This window comes from Oleiagrimonas soli (assembly GCF_000761445.1).
GTDB lineage: Bacteria > Pseudomonadota > Gammaproteobacteria > Xanthomonadales > Rhodanobacteraceae > Oleiagrimonas > Oleiagrimonas soli.
This window is the reverse complement of record NZ_KN196471.1, coordinates 262256-280280: the sequence shown is the minus strand read 5'-3', so window position 1 is coordinate 280280 and position 18025 is coordinate 262256. Positions and strand designations below refer to the sequence as shown.

Below are 18025 nucleotides of genomic sequence, written 5' to 3'. Positions count from 1 at the left end.
CCGCTATGCTTGGAGCTTCCCCCATCAAGCGTCGCTCACTCTCCGCTCTTGGTGAGGACGTCTTTTTGCCCTGACACAACGTTTCACAAGAGGTTTCAATCCATGCGCAGGATCGCCTTGACGCTGACGATGCTGGCCGTGCTCGGTGCCGCTGGCTGCAACAAAACTCCTTCCGACAATCCGAATCAGGCGGCGACCAAGGCGGTACACAGCGTCTCGGGTACGGTCGGTCTGCTGAAACCGCGCGAACTGTCGCAGCAGGCCAGCATGAAGATCGAACTGGTCGATGCTTCGGCCGATGGCACCCAGCCGCTGGCGACGAAGACGATATCGCCGGTCGATCAGATGCCGGTGCAGTTCACGCTGGATTTCGATGCGACCAAGATCAATCCGGCGCATATCTACCTGGTCAAGGTCTCGCTGACCGATGGCGAGCGCACCTTCAACATGCCGGTGCAGGCACCGGTCATCACGCGTGATGCGCCGGCGCAGGTCAACATCAAACTGGCGGCCAACGAGACGCCGGAAGAGAAGATGACCGGCGATTTCGAGAAGCTGAAGAAGAATCTCGGCGCTTACCAGATCAGCAATGGTCGTCAGCTCGAGAAGGACGTGTCGCACGGCTGGCAGACCTTCCGCAACGAAGCGGGCAAGATCGTGTTCGTGCGGGAAAACACGGATTACGGCGACAAGGGCTTCGCCAACACCGATTACGCCTACAAGGACGGCAAGCCCTGGTACGTGGTGATGCAGCGTAAGCCGAGCCAGAACGCGCGTCCGAGCGAAGTGATGCGTGCGGGCTGGGACGATGCCGGCAATCTGGTGGTCAAGGAGCATCAGGCTTCCGGCAAGACCACCACCATGTCTGATGACGAGGCCGCCCAGCTGAAGAGCTCGGCCGAAGCGATGCTCAAGCTGGCGCGCGACAAGTCGCCGGCGAAGAAGAAGCGCTGACGAACGCCCTGCGCGCCGCTTCGGCGCGACACGGTGCGCAAACAAAAAGACCGGGCATATCGCCCGGTCTTTTTTATCTACTGTCGGCAAATCTCCAATCCCGGTCGCCCTTGTTGGCGACCGGACGATCGGTTGCGATCAGAAGTTGATCTTGAAGCCCATGTTGAAGCTGTTGATCTTCTGATTGCTGTCGGCGAAATGGCCCTGATAGCCGATCCAGCCGGACGTGGTCGGGCTGAATTCGGTCATGATGCCGACATCGGCATTGCCCCAGCTTTTGTCCGGAACGAAGCCGGTGAAGGCGAAGCTGCCGTTCATGCCGGTGAGGCCGGCTTCGACCGTACGCGCGCCGGCGCGCTCGTCGCGGGTCCAGGAAACCTCGGCGTACGGATGCATGGTCAGCTCGCCGACCACCCAGTCGCCGCGAAGACGCCAGCCCAGCGTTTCCTGCAAGGAGAAGCGGGATTGCGCATCGAACCACATCGCGGAGCTGTCGCCGCTGAATTCCTGGAAGCCGTTGACCTTGACCTTCTGCCATTCCAGACGGGCGAACGGTCCGGTGCGCAGCGAGCCGGCGTGGAAATCGTAACCGCCCATGAGGCCGGAGAGCAGCTGTGAGCCATCGGTGCGGGCGGCTTCGGTACGCTGCATCGCGCCGAGCTGGAAGCGGCGCTGCACATCGTTGTAGTCCAGTTGTGCGAAGCCGACGTAGCCGCCGACGTAGCCGCCGCCGACGTGATAGAACGCGAAGCCGGTCGCCTGGACGGAATTGAGCTTGTAGCCGCCGCGGTTGCCGCTGATGTCGGCATTGTTGCGCGACACGCCCAGGGCGGCGCCGATGCGGACGTGGTCGCCGGCCGGTGCGGTCACGCCGAGGGTCAGGTTGACGTTGTTGCTGCTGGCCTTGGGCGAGTTGTCGGTGGCGTCGAAGTCCTGGTTGCCGTAGGTCACGTTGGCAAACAGGCGGCTGTCACTGGCGCCGAGGGAGTCGAGCGCGTTGGTGCGCACCGTGCGCAGGTGAGCGGCGCTGGAAGCCAGCGGCGCTTCGGCGAGCAGGGATTGCTGCCCGGGTGCGTTGAGTTCGGCGATCACGTACTGGGACAGCAGGCGGTGCGCCGCGGTGGTCGGGTGCACGCCGTCGGCGAAGACGTAGCTGTCCTGCGCGCCGTCAGGGTAAGAATAGGGCAGGCCCGAACCAGCCGGTCCGCACTGCAGGGACGTCGAGGCCAGGCCGCAGGCGGCATCGGTGACGTTGGTGAAGCCGTAGGCCTGGGGATTGTTGATGACTTCGGTCAGCAGGGTGTAGCTGTCGACCGGGATCACGTTGAGTCCCTGCGCGCTGAGCTGCTTCAGGCCGGTGCTCAGCACGCCGTTGTAGATCAGCGACAGCGACGTGAGGCTGCTCGAGGCGGACGCACCCGCGGCGAGGCCCGACGGCGTCTTGCCGATGTCCGGCAGGTTGAACACCAGCACGTACTTGGCGCCGGCCGCATGCAGCTGGCCCAGCAGGTTCACTTCACCGGCCGCCGCTGCGCCGACCATCGTCGGAATCTGATCCTGCGCGACGGCGCCGGAGGTGGCGTAGAAGATGTCGTTGGCGCCGCCCCAGACCGAGTACAGCGTGTGGGCATCGGCGCTGCCGCCGTTGGCGGTGAGGTACATGCCGAGCTGCTGGCTCAGCAGCGGAATCGGGCCGGCGCTGGAGTTGTTGTTGATGCCCGCGCCGCCAAAGGCATAGTCGCTGCCGCCGGTGACCGAGGGCGTCAGCATGAAGCCGAGCGAGTTGGCGATGTTCTCGACGGCGACGGTGCCCGGGTTGGTGGTGAAGCGCGTCGGCGTGGTGGCGCCGGACGCGAGCGACAGGTTGCCGTTGTCGCTGAGGCTGTCGCCGAACACGACCATGTTGTTGAAGTCGGTGGCGTGCGCGACGCTAGTGAAGGCCAGCGTGGCGACGATGGCCGTGGTGAGGTGGCGTAGACGGGGCATTGCGTAGTTCTCCCTGAGCAAGCGTCTTGTTATGAGCGCGCCCGACATGGGCGCGCGTGATTGCAACGTAATCGTAACGATAATCCAGTCCGTACGGCAGCGCATGTTGCGATGCGGTATCGGAAGAAGTGCCGCGTTTGCGCTTTCCCCAGGCTGTGAATAGTCTTGCGGTGTGCAACGCGCACGCGGCATGGAGCATGCGTGCGGGACGGTTGCGCATCACAAAGGATAGGGGGATTCATGAAGAAGTACGTGCGCATGGCCGCGGCGCTGACCGTGGCGTGGATGCTGAGTGGCTGCATGTCCAGCCTGATGACCAAGACGCCGGGCGCGGCGCCCACGCCGGCGCCGGGGAAGGCCCTGGTCGTTTTCATGCGGCCTTCGTCGTTCGGTGGCGCGATCCAGTCGTCGGTCTATGACACCGGCAAGCAGGGCGACGACTTCATCGGCATCGTTTCCGCGAAGACCAAGCTGGCCTACCAGGCCGACCCGGGAACGCATTTGTTCATGGTGGTGGCCGAGAACGGCGACTTCATGAATGCGACGCTGGATGCGGGCAAGACCTACTACGTGCTGGTCGCGCCGCGCATGGGTGTGTTCAAGGCGCGCTTCTCGTTGCTGCCGATCCACAACGATCCGGCAGCGAAGTACTCGCTGCAATCCGAGCGCTTCCAGAGCTGGCAGCACGAAACCAGTTTCGTCATCAAGACGCCGGCGGCGGACCAGTGGTACACCGCGCACGAGGCGGACGTGAATGCCAAGCAGGCGAAATACATGCAGAAGTGGAACCGCGCCAGCGCCGAGCAGAAGGCGGAACTGACGCTGCATGCCGCCGACGGCCTCTGAGTCGCGATAGCGATTGGATGGCCGCGCCGCCGCAAGGGGCGTGGCCATCGTTCGATCAAGCGGCCCGACGCCGCTTGAGATGCACCAGCAACAGCGAGATGGCGGCGGGCGTGACCCCGCTGATGCGGGCAGCCTGACCGATCGTGGTCGGGCGCGCATGCTGCAGCTTGGCCAGTACCTCCGCGGAAAGGCCGCGTACGCGAACGTAGTCGAAATCGTCCGGAATCGCGGTGTGCTCGTTGCGCTGCTGGCGGGCGATTTCCTCGCGCTGGCGTTCGAGGTAGCCGGCGTACTTGGTTTGCACTTCGACCTGCAGCGCGACGGCCTCGTCATCGACACCGGGACCGATGCCGTCGATGGCGGTCAGGCTCGCGTAATCGAGCTCCGGACGACGCAGCAGATCCAGCGCGCTGCACTCGCGGCTCAACCGCACGTCATGACGCTCGGTCAGTGCTTCGCCGAACGGTTGGCCCGGCGCGATGTGCAGCGCCTGCAGCCGTGCGCGTTCGCGTTCGACGGCTTCGCGCTTGCGCTGCAGCGCCGCGTGGCGTTCGGCCGGTACCAGACCCAGTTCAAAACCGCGCTCGGTCAGGCGCAAATCGGCATTGTCCTCGCGAAGATGCAGGCGGTACTCCGCGCGCGAGGTGAACATGCGGTAGGGCTCCAGGGTGCCGTTGCTGGTCAGGTCGTCGATCAGCACGCCGATGTAGGCTTCGTCACGGCGCGGTGTCCAGGGTGCATGGTCCTGGGTCAGGCGCGCGGCGTTGAGGCCGGCGATCAGGCCCTGCGCGGCGGCTTCCTCGTAGCCGGTGGTGCCGTTGATCTGACCGGCGAAGAACAGGCCTTCGATGGCGCGGGTCTGCAGCGAGGGATGCAGGCCGCGCGGATCGAAGTAGTCGTATTCGATGGCATAGCCGGGGCGCGTGATATGTGCCCGCTCGAAGCCGGGGATCGACCGCACCAGCTCCAGCTGCACATCGAAGGGCAGCGAGGTGGAGATGCCGTTGGGATAGATCTCGAAGCTGTCCAGACCTTCCGGCTCGACGAACACCTGATGCGAGGTCTTGTCGGCGAAGCGCACGACCTTGTCCTCGATCGAAGGGCAGTAGCGCGGGCCGACGCCTTCGATTTGACCGCTGTATAGCGGCGAGCGGTCGAGGCCGGCGCGGATGAGGTCGTGGGTACGTTCGGTGGTGTGGGCGATCCAGCAGCTCACTTGGCGCGGATGCCGATGGCGATCGCCGAGGAAGGAGAACACCGGCGTCAGCGTGTCGCCCGGCTGTTCCTGCAGCTGGCTGTAATCGATGCTGCGGCCGTCGATGCGCGGCGGCGTGCCGGTCTTGAGGCGGTCGGCGGCCACCGGCAGCTCGCGCAGGCGGCGGGCCAGCGCGGTCGCGGGCGGGTCGCCGGCGCGACCGCCGCTGTACTGGCTCTCGCCGATGTGGATGCGTCCGGCGAGGAAGGTGCCCACCGTGAGCACCACGGCGCGCGCGCGAAAACGCAGGCCCATCTGCGTCACCACGCCGGTGACGCGGCCCTGCTCGATCACGAGGTCGTCGACGCCCTGCTGGAACAGACTCAGGTTCGGCTGTTGCTCCACGGCGTGACGGATGGCGGCCTTGTACAGGTTGCGGTCGGCCTGGCAGCGCGTGGCGCGCACGGCCGGTCCCTTGGAGGCGTTGAGCGTGCGCCACTGGATGCCGGCGCAGTCGGCAGCGTGCGCCATGATGCCGCCGAGCGCGTCGATTTCGCGCACCAGGTGACCCTTGCCGATGCCGCCGATGGCCGGGTTGCAGCTCATCTGGCCGACGGTTTCGAGGTTGTGCGTCAGCAGCAGCGTATCCGCGCCGCAGCGGGCCGCGGCCAGCGCGGCTTCGGTACCGGCGTGACCGCCACCGATCACGATGACGTCGTAGTAATGCGGATGCTGCATGGCAGGTGTGCGTGGAAAGACTGGAAGTTCAGTATTTTAGCGGGCCTTGGCCGGCCGGCGCCATGCAGGAATGCGCACGGCGCATCGATGGGACGCGCCGTGGATCGCGTGCTTGGCATGAACTATGCAACGTTCCTCCTGCACCCTCGCCGGGCATAGGCGCTGCGGAACGCGCGCTGAGGCTGGTTTCAGGGGCCGGCTGCGTGCCGGCGAGGGGAAGCACCTGCCGTCCGATCCGGCAGTCCCTGCCCCAAGCAGGAAAAGGAAGGATCTGGCACCCGGCGGTCCTCAGGAACAGGGGGAATCCAGGATGACCGTGTGCCGGGTGCCAGAAACTTTTTGATCGTAAGCGGCTTGCTTGGCTGCCCCTCTGCGTCAGCCTTTGCCGTTCATGGGACCGATCATGGACGCATCATCGTGAACCGACAATGACTCCATTCCGCCCCTTGGGCACATGGTGTGCGGTTGTTGGCACTTTACGACGCTCTGCGTCAGTTCTCCATAGGAAAAAAGGCTAGGTGAGACGGCGGCTCGACGCCATCGATGCTTGGCATGATTGATGCATTCACCTACGTGAACACGCCATGCATGTTCATCAGGGGATAGACCATGTTTTCGAACGAAGAACGCAAGAACGACGCCATGGCACTGCATCACGATCTGCTGATCGAGATGGGGCGCGTGGAACTGGCGATGGAAACGATGGGCCTGCAGTCGGGGGACGTCGATCCGTTGCGCAAGCAGCGTCTGGAGTCGCGTCTGGCCAAGCTGCAGGACGCGGTGCGTCGCCTGTCGGCCTGATCGGCCGACGACCCAACGATCCGATTCATGGATGCGCTCTGCGGGCGCATCCGTACTTCTACGCAAACGCCACGCCGGTTCACGGCGTGGCGTTTTGCTTTGCGGCGACGATCCGCGGTTAGCGGTGCCTGCGGCGGTCGTTCCGGCTGTCGGAGCGGCGCGATGAGGTCGACCCGTTCTGCTGCTGCTGCCGGTGCATCAGTTCCACGCCGCGCGCGCCGAGGCGATTGCTTTGGCGGTACTGCGGCGCAGGGTTCCGGTGACGATCGAAGCGCCGGTCGCGGTCGCCGTCATGGTCGTAGCGGCGACGATCGCCATCGTAGCGATGGTCATGGCGATCATGGTCGCCATAACGATAGCGGCGGTGCCCGCCGGAGTAGTAGTAGATGTTGGTGCTGACGCCCGGACCCCAGGCATACGGCGTATACCAGGGGTCGTTGTAGTACACGGGGCCGGCGCTGCCGTAAATCACCGTCTGGTCGGCGGCGTAGGGCGACTGACCGTAGTAGTAGCCGTCGCTGCCGCCGCTGTACTGGTAGGCCGGGGTGAGAACGCAGCCACCCAGGGCCAGCAGGCCCGTGACGGTCAGTGCGGAGAGAATGAGGCGTTTCATGCAACCCCCTGGACACACCGTGCGCGAGTGGAACACGGATTCACTCTAGACCGACCTACGTTAACCCCAGGTAGACGGCGCATCAGCCTTCCAGGGCGCGTTGCAGGATGTCTGCCAGGTCGCGCGACAGATCGTTTCCGGAAGCCAGCGTCGCCAGCGCGTCGTGCGCCGCCTCGCGGCGCATCGGTTCGAGCCGGTGCCAGCCGTTGAAGGCGGTCGCCAGGCGCGCGGCCACCTGCGGATTGAGGGCGTCGATCTCGGCCAGCTTGGCGGTCAGGAAGCGATAACCCGCGCCATCCGCGCGGTGGAAGCCGGTCGGGTTGCTACGCGCGAACGTGCCCAGCAGTGCATGGACGCGGTTCGGATTGCGCAGCGTGAAGGCGTCGTCGTGCAGCAGCGCCTGCACGCGGTCCAGCGTCTGTGCGCCGGCGACCTGGGCCTGCGCCGCGAACCATTTATCCATCGCCAGCGGCTGCGCGTGGTGACGCTGACGGAACGCACTCGCCGCCGCGTCGGCCTGCGGCCCCCGCAGCAGCATCTGCAGCGCCAGCAGTCGGTCGGTCATGTTGCCGGCCTGCGCGTGCAGCGCGTCCGCACGCTGCAGCGCGGCCTGCGGACGCACGCCGTGCAGCAGGCGAAGCACGGCTTGCTTGAGACGACGGCGCGCCTGACTGGCCGCATCGAGGTCATCGCTCGCGACCGACTGCAGCGCGTCGAAGCGGCTTTCCAGACGATCGCCGCCGATACGCTCGGCGAGGTGGTGCAGCAGCGCCTCGCGCGCGGCGCGCACGGCATCGGGATCGACATCTTGCTCGATGCGCTCGGCCAGTTCGATTTCCGCGGCTGGCATCAGCAGCTCGGCCAACAGGGCCGGATCCAGTTCGGTGTCGTCGAACAGCGAGGCCAGCCCATCGCACCAGGCGCGCAGGGCGGCCGACGAGGCGTCGCCGGCCAGCAGCGCGTCGAAGGCGCGACTCGACAGCTGCTGACCCGCCGCCCAGCGGTTGAAACCGTCGGGATCGGCGCGCAGCAGCGTGGCCAGATCTTCCGGCAGGTAGTCGTGCTCGAGCACGACCGGCGCGGAGAAACCGCGCAACAGCGAGGGAATCGGTGCGGCGGGCACGTTCTCGAACACGAACTCGCCTTCGACGCCGTCCAGTTCCAGCACCCGCTCGTGGCCGGAAGCTTCGGTCTCGCCCTGCAGCTGCAGCGGCAGCATCGCGCCGCCGCGGTCGAACAGGGCCACGCGGACGGGGATCGGCACCGGCTGCTTGTGCGGCTGGCCCGGCGTCGCCGGCGTGCGCTGGCGCAAGGTCAGGGTGTAGCGGCGCTGCGCAGCGTCGTACTCGCCCAGCGCGCGCAGACGCGGCGTGCCGGCCTGGCCGTACCAGGCGAGGTACGGCGTCAGATCGATGCCGTTGGCCTCGCCCAGCGCGGCGAGGAAATCCTCGAGCGTGGCGGCGTCGCCATCGTGACGCTCGAAGTAGAGATCCATGCCCTTGCGGAAGCGCTCGGCGCCGAGGCGGCCGGCGATCATGCGCACCAGCTCGGAGCCCTTCTCGTACACGGTGGCGGTGTAGAAGTTGTTGATCTCGCGGTATTCGCTGGGGCGCACCGGATGCGACAGCGGGCCGGCGTCCTCGGTGAACTGCGCGCGGCGCAGCAGCGAGACGTCCTCGATGCGCTTGATCGGCGCCGAGTTCATATCGGCCGAGAAGCTCTGCTCGCGGAACACCGTGAGGCCTTCCTTCAGGCTGAGCTGGAACCAGTCGCGGCAGGTGACGCGGTTGCCGCTCCAGTTGTGGAAATACTCGTGCGCGACCACCGCCTCGACGTGCCGGTATTCGTCGTCCGTGCTCATGTCCGGCGCGGCCAGCAGGTACTTGGCGTTGAAGATGTTCAGGCCCTTGTTTTCCATCGCGCCCATGTTGAAGTCATGGGTGGCGACGACGTGGAACACGTCCAGATCGTAGTTGCGGCCGTAGGTCTGCTCGTCCCAGCGCATCGCGCGTTCCAGCGCGTCCATCGCGTAGCCGCACTGCTCAATGGCCCCGGCCTCGGCCCACAGGTTCAGGGTGACGTCGCGGCCGTCGGCGGTGCGGTAGGCGCGGCTGATCTTCTGCAGGCGGCCGGCGACCAGCGCGAACAGGTAGCAGGGTTTGGGGTGCGGGTCGACGAAGCGCGCCCAGTGGCGACCATCGTCCAGATCGCCGGCGCCGTCTGGATTGCCGCCGGCCAGCAGCACCGGGAAGCGCGCGCGGTCCGCGCGCAGGGTCACGGTGTAGGTGGCCAGCACGTCGGGACGGTCGGGGAAGAAGGTGATGCGGCGGAAGCCCTCGGCTTCGCACTGGGTCAGCAGGAAGCCGGTGTCGGCGGCGCCGGACAGGTACAGGCCTTCCAGCTTGGTGTTTTCGGCCGGCTTCACGCGCACCAGCGTCTCGATGACGCTGCCGTTGCGCACGCCGTCGATTTCCAGGCCGCTGTCCGTCTTTCGGTAGTGCGCGTCGGCCAGCGTTTCGCCATCCAGTTTCAGCTCCAGCAGTTCCAGATCCTCGCCGTCCAGGTGCAGCGGACGATCCGTGTCGCCGTGCACGGTCAGGCGCGTGCGGATGCGGCTGGAGGCGATGTCGAGATCGACCTCCATCTCGACGCTGGAGACGCGCCAGTCGGGTGCGGTGTACTCGGACAGGCGAACGAGGGATGCAGAAGCGGGCATGCAGTACCAGGGGTGTGGGGTGGGGGCGCAAAGGCTAACATGGCAGTTCTTTACAAACACTTACGAGTCATCATGTCCGCATCGCATCACCTGGAGCATGCCGCCCTGCCTGGACTGGCCGAGGTACGCACCGCCGCCGCGCGACTGGCGGCGCGGGCGCGGGTCACGCCGATCCTGCGCAGCGATGCCCTGGACGTCCTGGCCGGTGCGCGCCTGCATTTCAAATGCGAGCACCTGCAGCACAGTGGCGCCTTCAAGTTCCGCGGCGCGTGCAACGCCGTCTGGTCGCTGGATGAGACGCAGGCCGCGCGCGGTGTGGTCACGCATTCGTCCGGCAACCACGGCCAGGCGCTGGCGCTGGCCGCCGCCTCGCGCGGCATTCCGGCGCATGTGGTGGTGCCCGAGGGCGCCGTGCGCGCCAAGGTCGCGGCGATCGAGGCCGCCGGGGCGCGAATCTATCGCTGCGCCCCGACGCAGGCCGCGCGCGAGGCCGAGGCTGCGCGGGTCGCCGACGCCACGGNGGCGCTCGAGTTGCTGCAGGGAGTCCCGTCGCTGGACATGCTGCTGACGCCGGTCGGCGGCGGCGGACTGGCCGCAGGCTGCGCGATCGCCGCGCAGGCGCTTCGCCCGGACCTGACCCTGCTGGCGGCCGAGCCGGCCGGCGCGGACGATACCGCCCGCTCGCTGCGCGCGGGACGACGCGTGACCGACTTCGTGCCCGACACCGTGTGCGACGGCTTGCGAGCGACCGTGGGCGCGCCCAATTTCGCCGTTCTGCAGGCCTGCGGGGTCGCCGTGCTCACCGTGACCGACGCCCAGGTGCTGGCCGCGATGCGCTTGCTGTGGCGCGAATTGCGGCAGGTGGTCGAGCCCTCCAGCGCCACCGTGATGGCGGCGGTGCTGGCGCATCCGCACGTTTTTGCCGGACGCGAGGTAGGCGTGGTGCTGACCGGCGGCAACGTCGATCTGGACGCGCTGCCGTTCCTCTGAACCGGCGCGTTTCGGCCCTGGCTACACACACGCGCTGCATCCGGAAGTCGCGCCACTGCGTACCTGCGTCGTCGCTGCCCATCTGCGGGAGCGGCCATGACTAGAAACAGGGGTATACGCATGGTTCACCATTCCTACGACTACGTCCTCGTGCTGATGTCCTACGTGGTGTCGGTGCTGGGGTCGTTCACCGCGCTGCGCCTGATGGCAGGCATTCAGGACATCCACGACACGACCCGACGCTGGAAGCGTCTGATTCTTGCCAGCCTGGTGGTCGGTGTCGGCGCCATCTGGGCGATGCACTTCATCGGCATGCTGGCGCTGAACATGCCGGTCAAGGTGGACTACGCGCCCGGCCTGACCGCGCTGTCCGCCGTGGTGGCCGTCATCGCTTGCCTGATCGGCCTGTCGCTGACCTCGCGCGGCGATCATTCGCGCCTGAACCTGCTGACCGCGGGTACCTACATGGGCATCGGCGTGGCCGCGATGCACTACATGGGCATGGCCGCCATGCGCATGCCCGCGACCACGGTCTACAACGGCGCGATCACCTCGCTGTCGATCCTGATCGCGATCGTGGCGTCGGTGGCGGCGCTGTGGATGGCCTACAAGCGCAGCAGCGTGCTGCAGTCGATGTTCGGCGCGCTGGTCATGGGGCTGGCCGTGTGCGGCATGCACTACGTCGGCATGGCCGCGGCACGCTTCGCGGTGCTGGGCACGCCGGAGGTCGCCGAGGCGCACGGCATCGACAGCCTGTACCTGGGCATGCTGGTGTTCGGAGTCATCGTGGTGATGCTGCTCGGCGTGCTGATCGCCGGACTGCGCAACCGTGAAGTGTTCGCCATCGACTCGTGATGCACGGCCTGGTGCGGCCGCCGAAACGGCCGCATCTGTCGCCCGCAGAAAGGGCCGGTTAGGCTTGGCGTACCGAATCAGGAACGCCGTCCATGAAACGTTGCCGCTGGGCCGAAAACAGCGCCATCGAGCGCGACTACCACGACACCGAGTGGGGCGCGCCGCTGCACGACGACCGCATGCTGTTCGAGTTCCTGTGCCTGGAAGGCGCGCAGGCGGGGCTGTCGTGGCGCACCGTGCTGGAGAAGCGCGCCCACTATCGCAAGGTCTACGGCGATTTCGACATCGCCTACGTGGCCGCGATGAGCGACCGCGACCTCGAACGCCTGCTGCGCGATCCGGGCATCATCCGCAACCGGCTCAAGGTCAACGCCATGCGCGAGAACGCTCGCGCCGCGCTGCGCGTGATCGATGAAGAAGGCAGCCTGGATCGTTACCTGTGGTCGTTCGTCGACGGCGCGCCGGTGCGCAACCGCTGGAAACAGCACGGCGACATTCCCGCCAGCACGCCCGTGTCCGAACACATGAGCAAGACCCTGAAAAAGCGCGGCTTCCGCTTCGTCGGTCCGACCATCTGCTACGCCTTCATGCAGGCCACGGGCATGGTCAACGACCATCTGACCGGGTGTTTCCGACATACGCAGGTGAGTTGAGCCGGCGCGCGTCCGCGCCGCGCATGCGCGATTCTGCGGCGCTCTTCACGTTCTCGCGGTCCCGGTGCGCCCCGATGGACGAAATCCCGGAATCAGTCAGGGATCGTTCGGTTTAACAGGATTACAACCTTCGGCCTAGGGATCACGGACCTGCCACGTACAGGTTTCGGGCCGCAGGACCCGGCCCCGACGAGCGAGTGGGAGTAAAGAACATGAGCAAGCCAGGCCTTTCCGGCCGGAAGCTACTGGTGGCCGCGCTGACGGCCCTGCTGGCGACCGGCGCGGCGTTTGCCGACGACGGCGGCAGCGCCACGACGACGAACGATACCACCGCCAGCGCGCGGATGGTCACCCAGTATTCGACGCTGGCCGGTTCGGACAGCAACGCCCAGGCCCTAATCGACGGTCTGCGTAAGGGCACCGATATCACGCTGAGCACCGATACCACCGCCAGCGACGGCAGCACGACCTCGTCGGACACCACTTTCACGCCGGCGACCGGCGCGATGGGTTACGGCAACGTCAACATCAGTCTGGCGCTGGCGCAGGCCGACCTGGCCGCTGCCGGCATCACCGACCCGACTGCCGATCAGCTGGAAGCGGCGCTCAACGGCGGCACCGTCACGCTGAGCGACGGCAGCACCGTCGACCTGCAGGGCGTGCTGGCGCTGCGCGCGTCCGGCCAGGGCTGGGGCCAGATCGCCAAGGCGCTGGGCGTGAACCTGGGCGCCGTGGTGTCGGCGTCGCACACCACGCACAGCCGGGCCGGCATGACCCACGGCAAGCCGGACAGCGTGGCGGCCAAGGTGTCCGATCACGCCAACAGCATGGCGAGCGCGAATCATCCGTCGCGCCCGGACATCGCGCAGCGTCCGGATCGCCCCGAGCGTCCGCAGCGCCCCGACCTGCCGGATCACGCCGGCCGTCCGGGCGGTTGATCGCAAGCACGCCCCGCGATTCAGCGATTTCTCCACTGATGTACCGGCCGGACGCCGCCGCGTTCGGCCGCACCACCCCCGAAGGACAGAACCATGATCCGCATGCGGACGCTTAGTCTCGGCCTGCTGGCCGCATTCGTCGCGATGCCGGCGCTGGCCGGCACGCCCAGTCTTACCGCCGGCGCCGACTACACTTCCGGCAAATACGGCACCGACACCACCACCGACATCTGGTCGGTGCCGCTGACGTTCGGCTACGACACCGGCAAGTGGCGCTTCAAGCTGACCGTGCCGTACATCCACATCTCCGGCACCGGCGACGTCGTGCCCGGCGTGGGCAAGGTCAAGAACGGCAATCCGCTCGGCCTCGGCCGTGGCAAGGGTCTGCTCGGCAACGGCGGCACCACGACCTCCACCACGCAGACCGGCAGCGGCAGTGCGTCGGGTCTGGGCGACGTGGTGGCGCAGGCCAGCTACAACCTGTTCTACGATCAGACCGACCGTTTCGGCATGGATCTGGGCGCCAAGGTGAAGTTCGGTACCGCCGACGAGAACAAGGGCCTGGGCACCGGCAAGAACGACTATGGCCTGAATCTGGACGCCTACAAGGGCATCGGCAACTGGACCGTGTTTGGCGGCGTCGGCTACATGAATTACGGCAGCTCGCAGTACATCAAGCTGAAGAACGGCGCCAACGCCAACGTCGGCACGAGCTATCGCTTCAGCAAGGCCAACAGCCTGGGCGCGTACTACTACTACCGCGAGCGCATCGCCGACGGCGGTTACGCGCAGAAGGAGCTGACCGGCTACTGGAACCACAATCTCGACGACAACCTGCGCCTGCAGGCCTACGTCATGACCGGTTTCTCTGACGGCAGCCCGGACTGGGGCGGCGGCGCGTCGCTGCGCTATACGTTCTGATCCGGCGCGGTTCCGACGTTTCACCAGTGGGCGCCTTCGGGCGCCCGTTGCTTTTTGCGGGTCAGCGCTTGCGCCGCGAGCCGCGCAGCTGATCGAGCGAGAAGCTGGCGATTTCGCCGCCGCCCGCGGCGCGGCGCGACTGGCCGCTGGGCGGTCCCCAGGCGTGCGCGGTGACCACTTCCCAGGTGGCGGGAATGCGGCCGTCGGCGTCGCGCATGGCTTCGTAGTGATCGAGCATGCGCTTCCAGCGCGCCTTGCCGGTCAGCCCGCGCGGCCGCGCGCTGTCGGCGTGGGTCGCGCCCAGGCCTTTCAGGTCGCGCGCCAGGTCGGCGGGTTCGGCATAGGTCAGCGTGTAGCGGTCGACGTCCAGCACCGGGTCGCGCAGGCCGGCGTTGATCATCGCGTCGCCCAGGTCGTGCATGTCCAGAAAACGACCTACGTGCGACTGCTGGTCGGTCTCGGCCCAGGCCGCGCGCAGCTCGCGCAGGGTGTCGGGACCGAACGTGGTGACGGCCATGAAGCCGCCGGGCTTGAGCACGCGCACGAACTCGGCGAACAGCGCGGCGAGATCGTCGCACCACTGGATGCACAGATTGGAGTGCAGCAGGTCGATGGAATGATCGGCCAGCGGCAGTTGCGTGGCCTCGCCGGCCACGCGTGCGAAGCGCCGACGCCAGCGGCTGTGACGCGCGGCCTGCTGCAGCATCGGCACGGCCAGGTCCAGCGCGATGACGTCGGCCTTCGGGTAGCGCTGCTTCAACAGCGCGCTGCCGCGGCCGGTGCCGGCGCCGAGATCGAGCACGCGCTGCGGCGCTTGCAGATAGAAGTCGAGCCGATCGTGCAGCGCGTCGAGCACTTCGCGCTGCAGCACGTCGTGCTGCTCGTAGGTGGTGGCGGCGCGGCCGAAGGCGCGGCGCACGTGGGCGCGGTCCAGGCGGAAATCGCTCATGCGGCGGCCTCCTGCAGCAGCGGATCGAGCGCCTCGACCACCGCGTCGGCAAAGCCGATGAAGGCGGCGTGGCCGGCGCGGGGGATGTCGGTGTAGCGCCCCTCGCACTGCTCGGCCGCCCAGGCCATCGCCGCGCCGGGCACCAGGCGGTCGCGGTGGCCGGAGATCCACACGCTGTCCTGCTGCACGGAGGCCAGTTCGGCGCGCAGGTCGCCGTGGTCGAGCAGCGCCAGCCCTTGCTTCAGTACGCGCTTGTCCGGTTCGCCGTGCGCGAACACGAGTTCGCGCAGCTTGCGGATCTCCTCGCGCGCGTGCTCGCTGCCCATGGCTTCCAGCGCCAGGAAGCGGTCCAGCGTGGCCTTGTAGTCGTGGTCCAGATCGCTGCTGAACTGCGCGAACACGTCCGGCTCCATGCCGTACGGCCAGCCGTCCTTGCGCACGAAGCACGGCGTGCTCGACAGCATCGCCAGACCGCGCACGTGATCGGGATGACGCAGCGCACCGGTCAGCGCGACCAGACCGCCCATCGACCAGCCCAGCCACACGGCGGGCGGCGTGGCTTCGGCGATGGCGCGCGCGCAGGCTTCGGGTTCCAGCGGAAGGTCGCTGTCGCGCGAACGACCGTGGCCGGGCAGGTCGACTACATGCATCGTGCAACGCGCATCGAGGGCCTCGATCAGCGGCGCAAACACGTCGCCGTGCATGGCCCAGCCGTGCAGCAGCACCAGGTGAATGTCGCCGCGACCATGGGTCTGGATGAACAGTTCGGACATGAGAAAAGGATACTCGGGGAAGCTAGAGATTCGTGGCGGACAGCGCGTGCGGCAGGGCATCCAGCAGGCGATCGACGTCTTCGTCGCGGTGCGCGGCGGACAGCGTGATGCGCAGCCGCGCCTGTCCCTGCGGCACCGTCGGCGGGCGGATCGCGCCGACCAGGAAGCCGGCCGTTTCCAACGCGGTCGCGGCGTCGCTGGCGCGCTCGGCGTCGCCCAGCAGCAGCGGCTGGATCGGCGTGGTCGACGGCATCAGCGGCAGGTCGAGTTGCGCCGCGCCGGTGCGGAAGCGCGCGATCAGGTGGCGCAGCCGTTCGCGGCGGTCGTCCGCGGCGCGGGCGAGGCGCACCGCTTCCAGCGTGGCCGCGGCCAGCGCCGGCGGCGGCGCGGTGGTGTAGACGAAGCTGCGCGCGAACTGCACCAGCCCGTCGATCAGCGCGGCCGAGCCGGCGACGAACGCGCCGCCGGTGCCCAGCGCCTTGCCCAGTGTGCCCATCAGGATCGGCGCATCGTCCTGCGACAGGCCGGCGTTGGCGAGGCTGCCCGCGCCCTGCGGGCCGAGCACGCCGAGACCGTGCGCGTCGTCGACCATCAGCGTCGCGCCCTCGTGGCGACATAACGCGGCCAATTCGGTCAGCGGCGCAATGTCGCCATCCATGCTGAACACGCCGTCGGTCGCCAGCAACGCGGCGGCGTCCGGTTGCGCGGCGAGTTGGCGCGCGGCGGCGTCGACGTCGGCATGCGGGTAGCGGCGCAGCGTGGCGGCGGTGGCGCGCGCGCCGTCGATCAGGCTGGCGTGGTTGAGCTTGTCCTGCAGGCACAGGCCCGGCTGGCGCGTGTCGGTGCGCCCCAGCAGCGCCTGCATCACGCCGAGATTGGCCATGATGCCGGTGGAGAACAGCAGTGCGCGTTCGCGGCCGGTCCATGCGGCGAGTGCTTGTTCGAGTGCCGCATGTGCGCGGTGATGGCCGCTGATGAGGTGCGCGCCGGTGCTGCCGACGCCGTATTCGGCCGCGCCACGTTGCAGCGCGGTGACCAGATCGGGGTGCGCGGCCAGGCCCAGGTAATCGTTGCTGCAGAACACGACGAAGTCACGACCGTCGATGCTGCAGCAGCCCGCCGCCGTGTGCTCGACGGCGCGCAGGCGGCGATGCAGGCCGCGTTGCGCGCGTTCCTGAGCGGCGCGGGCCAGCTGATCGAGCAGGTCGGGGCGGTTCATGCGCGGGCTCCGGCGCTGCTACATTGCAGGTCACGCGCGCAACGGGCGCGCAGCGGGAGCCGTACCTCGTGACATGCCGTCATGCCGTGATCTGTCTGATGCTGGCGCTGTTCGTGGCGACGGGCGCGCAGGCGTCGTCCGCGTCCGACGATCTGGCCGGCTACCGTCTCCAAATGCAGACGCGCGTGCAGGGCGTGGCCGACAACCTTTCGGGACTGGCCTACGACGCGCGGCACGACCGGTTGCTGGCCGTGGTCAACCATCCGTCCACCTTGCTGGTGCTCGACACCGACGGTCGCGTGCTGCGTCGCATCGCGCTCGACGGCTTCGAGGACACCGAGGGCGTGGCGCTGCTCGCCGATGGTCGCGTCGCCGTGACCGAGGAAGGCCGCAACCAGATCGCGATCTTCGCGCTGCCGCCGGCTGGCACCGGCCGCGCGCTGCATCGCGACGCGCGCATAGTCCGACTCGATCTGTTCGCGCATGGCAACGACGGCTATGAAGGCTTGGCCTACGACGCGCGTCACGACTGCTTCTGGATGGTCAAGGAGCGACGTCCGCGCGGGCTGTTCCAGCTGTGCGGTCTGCTTCGCGACGGCGCGGTGCGGGCCATCACCGATCACAGCGCATGGCTGAAGGCCGCGCATCCGGGCAAAGACCTTTCCGGCATCGAGTTCGATGCGGCCAGCGGGCATCTGCTGCTGCTCAGCGACGAGTCCCGGCGCGTGACCGAAATCGCACGCGGCGGCGAACGGATCGCTCGCCGCGCGCTGGACGATGCACATCCGCCGCAGCCCGAAGGCATCGCGGTCGACGGACACGGACACCTCTACATCGTCAGCGAGCCGAACCTCTTCTACCGCTACGGGCGCGACTGA

At 67.5% G+C, this 18025-nt stretch carries 16 protein-coding genes and 1 pseudogene; 10 read left to right on the top strand and 7 right to left on the bottom strand.

Translation table 11 applies throughout. From position 1 onward, the window contains the following. Positions 1–102: 102 nt before the first annotated feature. Entirely contained in the window at positions 103–954 is an 852-nt protein-coding gene (locus tag LF63_RS14985; RefSeq protein WP_043104457.1) for a DUF1481 domain-containing protein, read from the top strand. A gap of 138 nt (positions 955–1092) precedes the next feature. Here LF63_RS14985 and LF63_RS14980 read toward each other — a convergent pair whose 3' ends face one another. After that, positions 1093–2940 carry an autotransporter domain-containing protein gene (locus tag LF63_RS14980; protein ID WP_043104453.1) on the bottom strand — a complete coding sequence of 616 codons (1848 nt, stop codon included), beginning with the start codon at positions 2938–2940 and terminating at the stop codon, positions 1093–1095. Positions 2941–3180: 240 nt separating this feature from the next. Here LF63_RS14980 and LF63_RS14975 point away from each other — a divergent pair, with 240 nt between their 5' ends. Beyond that, positions 3181–3786 (top strand): hypothetical protein, encoded by a 606-nt coding sequence (locus LF63_RS14975; protein WP_052395359.1) that lies wholly within the window; start codon positions 3181–3183, stop codon positions 3784–3786. 55 nt (positions 3787–3841) lie between these two features. Here the strand turns inward: LF63_RS14975 and mnmG are convergent, their stop codons facing one another. Beyond that, positions 3842–5719, bottom strand: a complete 1878-nt coding sequence (gene mnmG, locus LF63_RS14970; protein ID WP_043104452.1) for a tRNA uridine-5-carboxymethylaminomethyl(34) synthesis enzyme MnmG — start codon at positions 5717–5719, stop codon at positions 3842–3844. A gap of 609 nt (positions 5720–6328) precedes the next feature. Between mnmG and LF63_RS14965 the strand changes: the two genes are divergently transcribed. Then, complete coding sequence (locus LF63_RS14965; RefSeq protein WP_043104451.1) at positions 6329–6520, top strand: hypothetical protein; 192 nt, start codon at positions 6329–6331, stop codon at positions 6518–6520. Positions 6521–6638: 118 nt separating this feature from the next. Here the strand turns inward: LF63_RS14965 and LF63_RS15385 are convergent, their stop codons facing one another. Both LF63_RS15385 and pepN read right to left on the bottom strand, forming a co-directional pair. Beyond that, on the bottom strand, positions 6639–7133 hold the full coding sequence (locus tag LF63_RS15385; protein WP_052395357.1) for a hypothetical protein: 495 nt from the start codon (positions 7131–7133) through the stop codon (positions 6639–6641). An 82-nt stretch (positions 7134–7215) separates the two neighbouring features. Beyond that, a complete protein-coding gene (gene pepN, locus LF63_RS14955) occupies positions 7216–9849 on the bottom strand; it encodes an aminopeptidase N (protein WP_043104448.1) in 2634 nt (877 codons plus the stop codon). Positions 9850–9921: 72 nt separating this feature from the next. On the opposite strand from pepN, the pseudogene LF63_RS16340 reads away from it, so the two are divergent. The 6 genes and pseudogenes from LF63_RS16340 to LF63_RS14930 all read left to right on the top strand — a co-directional run. Then, positions 9922–10369: pseudogene (locus tag LF63_RS16340) on the top strand (pyridoxal-phosphate dependent enzyme); the annotation flags it as partial. 1 nt (position 10370) lies between these two features. After that, positions 10371–10839 (top strand): pyridoxal-phosphate dependent enzyme (locus LF63_RS16335; protein ID WP_235205386.1); only part of this gene is annotated, 469 nt, incomplete at its 5' end. A 120-nt stretch (positions 10840–10959) separates the two neighbouring features. Next, entirely contained in the window at positions 10960–11694 is a 735-nt protein-coding gene (locus LF63_RS14945; protein ID WP_235205385.1) for an MHYT domain-containing protein, read from the top strand. 92 nt (positions 11695–11786) lie between these two features. After that, positions 11787–12347 carry a DNA-3-methyladenine glycosylase I gene (locus LF63_RS14940; protein WP_043104443.1) on the top strand — a complete coding sequence of 187 codons (561 nt, stop codon included), beginning with the start codon at positions 11787–11789 and terminating at the stop codon, positions 12345–12347. 212 nt (positions 12348–12559) lie between these two features. Further along, complete coding sequence (locus LF63_RS14935) at positions 12560–13285, top strand: hypothetical protein (protein WP_043104441.1); 726 nt, start codon at positions 12560–12562, stop codon at positions 13283–13285. A gap of 93 nt (positions 13286–13378) precedes the next feature. Next, complete coding sequence (locus tag LF63_RS14930; protein WP_043104440.1) at positions 13379–14206, top strand: transporter; 828 nt, start codon at positions 13379–13381, stop codon at positions 14204–14206. A 61-nt stretch (positions 14207–14267) separates the two neighbouring features. Here the strand turns inward: LF63_RS14930 and bioC are convergent, their stop codons facing one another. The 3 genes from bioC to bioF are packed head-to-tail and all read right to left on the bottom strand — an operon-like array spanning position 14268 to position 17147. Further along, a complete protein-coding gene (bioC, locus tag LF63_RS14925; protein WP_043104438.1) occupies positions 14268–15155 on the bottom strand; it encodes a malonyl-ACP O-methyltransferase BioC in 888 nt (295 codons plus the stop codon). Then, the gene (bioH, locus tag LF63_RS14920) at positions 15152–15928 is read right to left on the bottom strand and encodes a pimeloyl-ACP methyl ester esterase BioH (protein WP_081945300.1); all 777 of its coding nucleotides are present in this window, start codon (positions 15926–15928) and stop codon (positions 15152–15154) included. Before bioH ends, bioC begins: the two co-directional genes overlap by 4 nt. Before the next feature lie 22 nt (positions 15929–15950). Further along, on the bottom strand, positions 15951–17147 hold the full coding sequence (gene bioF, locus LF63_RS14915; protein ID WP_043104436.1) for an 8-amino-7-oxononanoate synthase: 1197 nt from the start codon (positions 17145–17147) through the stop codon (positions 15951–15953). 68 nt (positions 17148–17215) lie between these two features. On the opposite strand from bioF, the gene LF63_RS14910 reads away from it, so the two are divergent. Further along, positions 17216–18025: an SdiA-regulated domain-containing protein gene (locus LF63_RS14910; protein WP_152569395.1), complete on the top strand. Its 810-nt coding sequence runs from the start codon at positions 17216–17218 to the stop codon at positions 18023–18025.

Excerpts from the sequence above, each read along its gene's own strand:
- LF63_RS15385 (WP_052395357.1), bottom strand. The coding sequence starts at position 7,133 with ATGAAACGCCTCATTCTCTCCGCACTGACCGTCACGGGCCTGCTGGCC.
- bioC (WP_043104438.1), bottom strand. The coding sequence starts at position 15,155 with ATGAGCGATTTCCGCCTGGACCGCGCCCACGTGCGCCGCGCCTTCGGC.
- LF63_RS14975 (WP_052395359.1), top strand. The coding sequence starts at position 3,181 with ATGAAGAAGTACGTGCGCATGGCCGCGGCGCTGACCGTGGCGTGGATG.
- LF63_RS14945 (WP_235205385.1), top strand. The coding sequence starts at position 10,960 with ATGGTTCACCATTCCTACGACTACGTCCTCGTGCTGATGTCCTACGTG.
- LF63_RS14935 (WP_043104441.1), top strand. The coding sequence starts at position 12,560 with ATGAGCAAGCCAGGCCTTTCCGGCCGGAAGCTACTGGTGGCCGCGCTG.
- bioF (WP_043104436.1), bottom strand. The coding sequence starts at position 17,147 with ATGAACCGCCCCGACCTGCTCGATCAGCTGGCCCGCGCCGCTCAGGAA.
- LF63_RS14980 (WP_043104453.1), bottom strand. The coding sequence starts at position 2,940 with ATGCCCCGTCTACGCCACCTCACCACGGCCATCGTCGCCACGCTGGCC.
- pepN (WP_043104448.1), bottom strand. The coding sequence starts at position 9,849 with ATGCCCGCTTCTGCATCCCTCGTTCGCCTGTCCGAGTACACCGCACCC.
- LF63_RS14930 (WP_043104440.1), top strand. The coding sequence starts at position 13,379 with ATGATCCGCATGCGGACGCTTAGTCTCGGCCTGCTGGCCGCATTCGTC.
- LF63_RS14985 (WP_043104457.1), top strand. The coding sequence starts at position 103 with ATGCGCAGGATCGCCTTGACGCTGACGATGCTGGCCGTGCTCGGTGCC.
- bioH (WP_081945300.1), bottom strand. The coding sequence starts at position 15,928 with ATGTCCGAACTGTTCATCCAGACCCATGGTCGCGGCGACATTCACCTG.
- LF63_RS14940 (WP_043104443.1), top strand. The coding sequence starts at position 11,787 with ATGAAACGTTGCCGCTGGGCCGAAAACAGCGCCATCGAGCGCGACTAC.
- LF63_RS14965 (WP_043104451.1), top strand. The coding sequence starts at position 6,329 with ATGTTTTCGAACGAAGAACGCAAGAACGACGCCATGGCACTGCATCAC.
- mnmG (WP_043104452.1), bottom strand. The coding sequence starts at position 5,719 with ATGCAGCATCCGCATTACTACGACGTCATCGTGATCGGTGGCGGTCAC.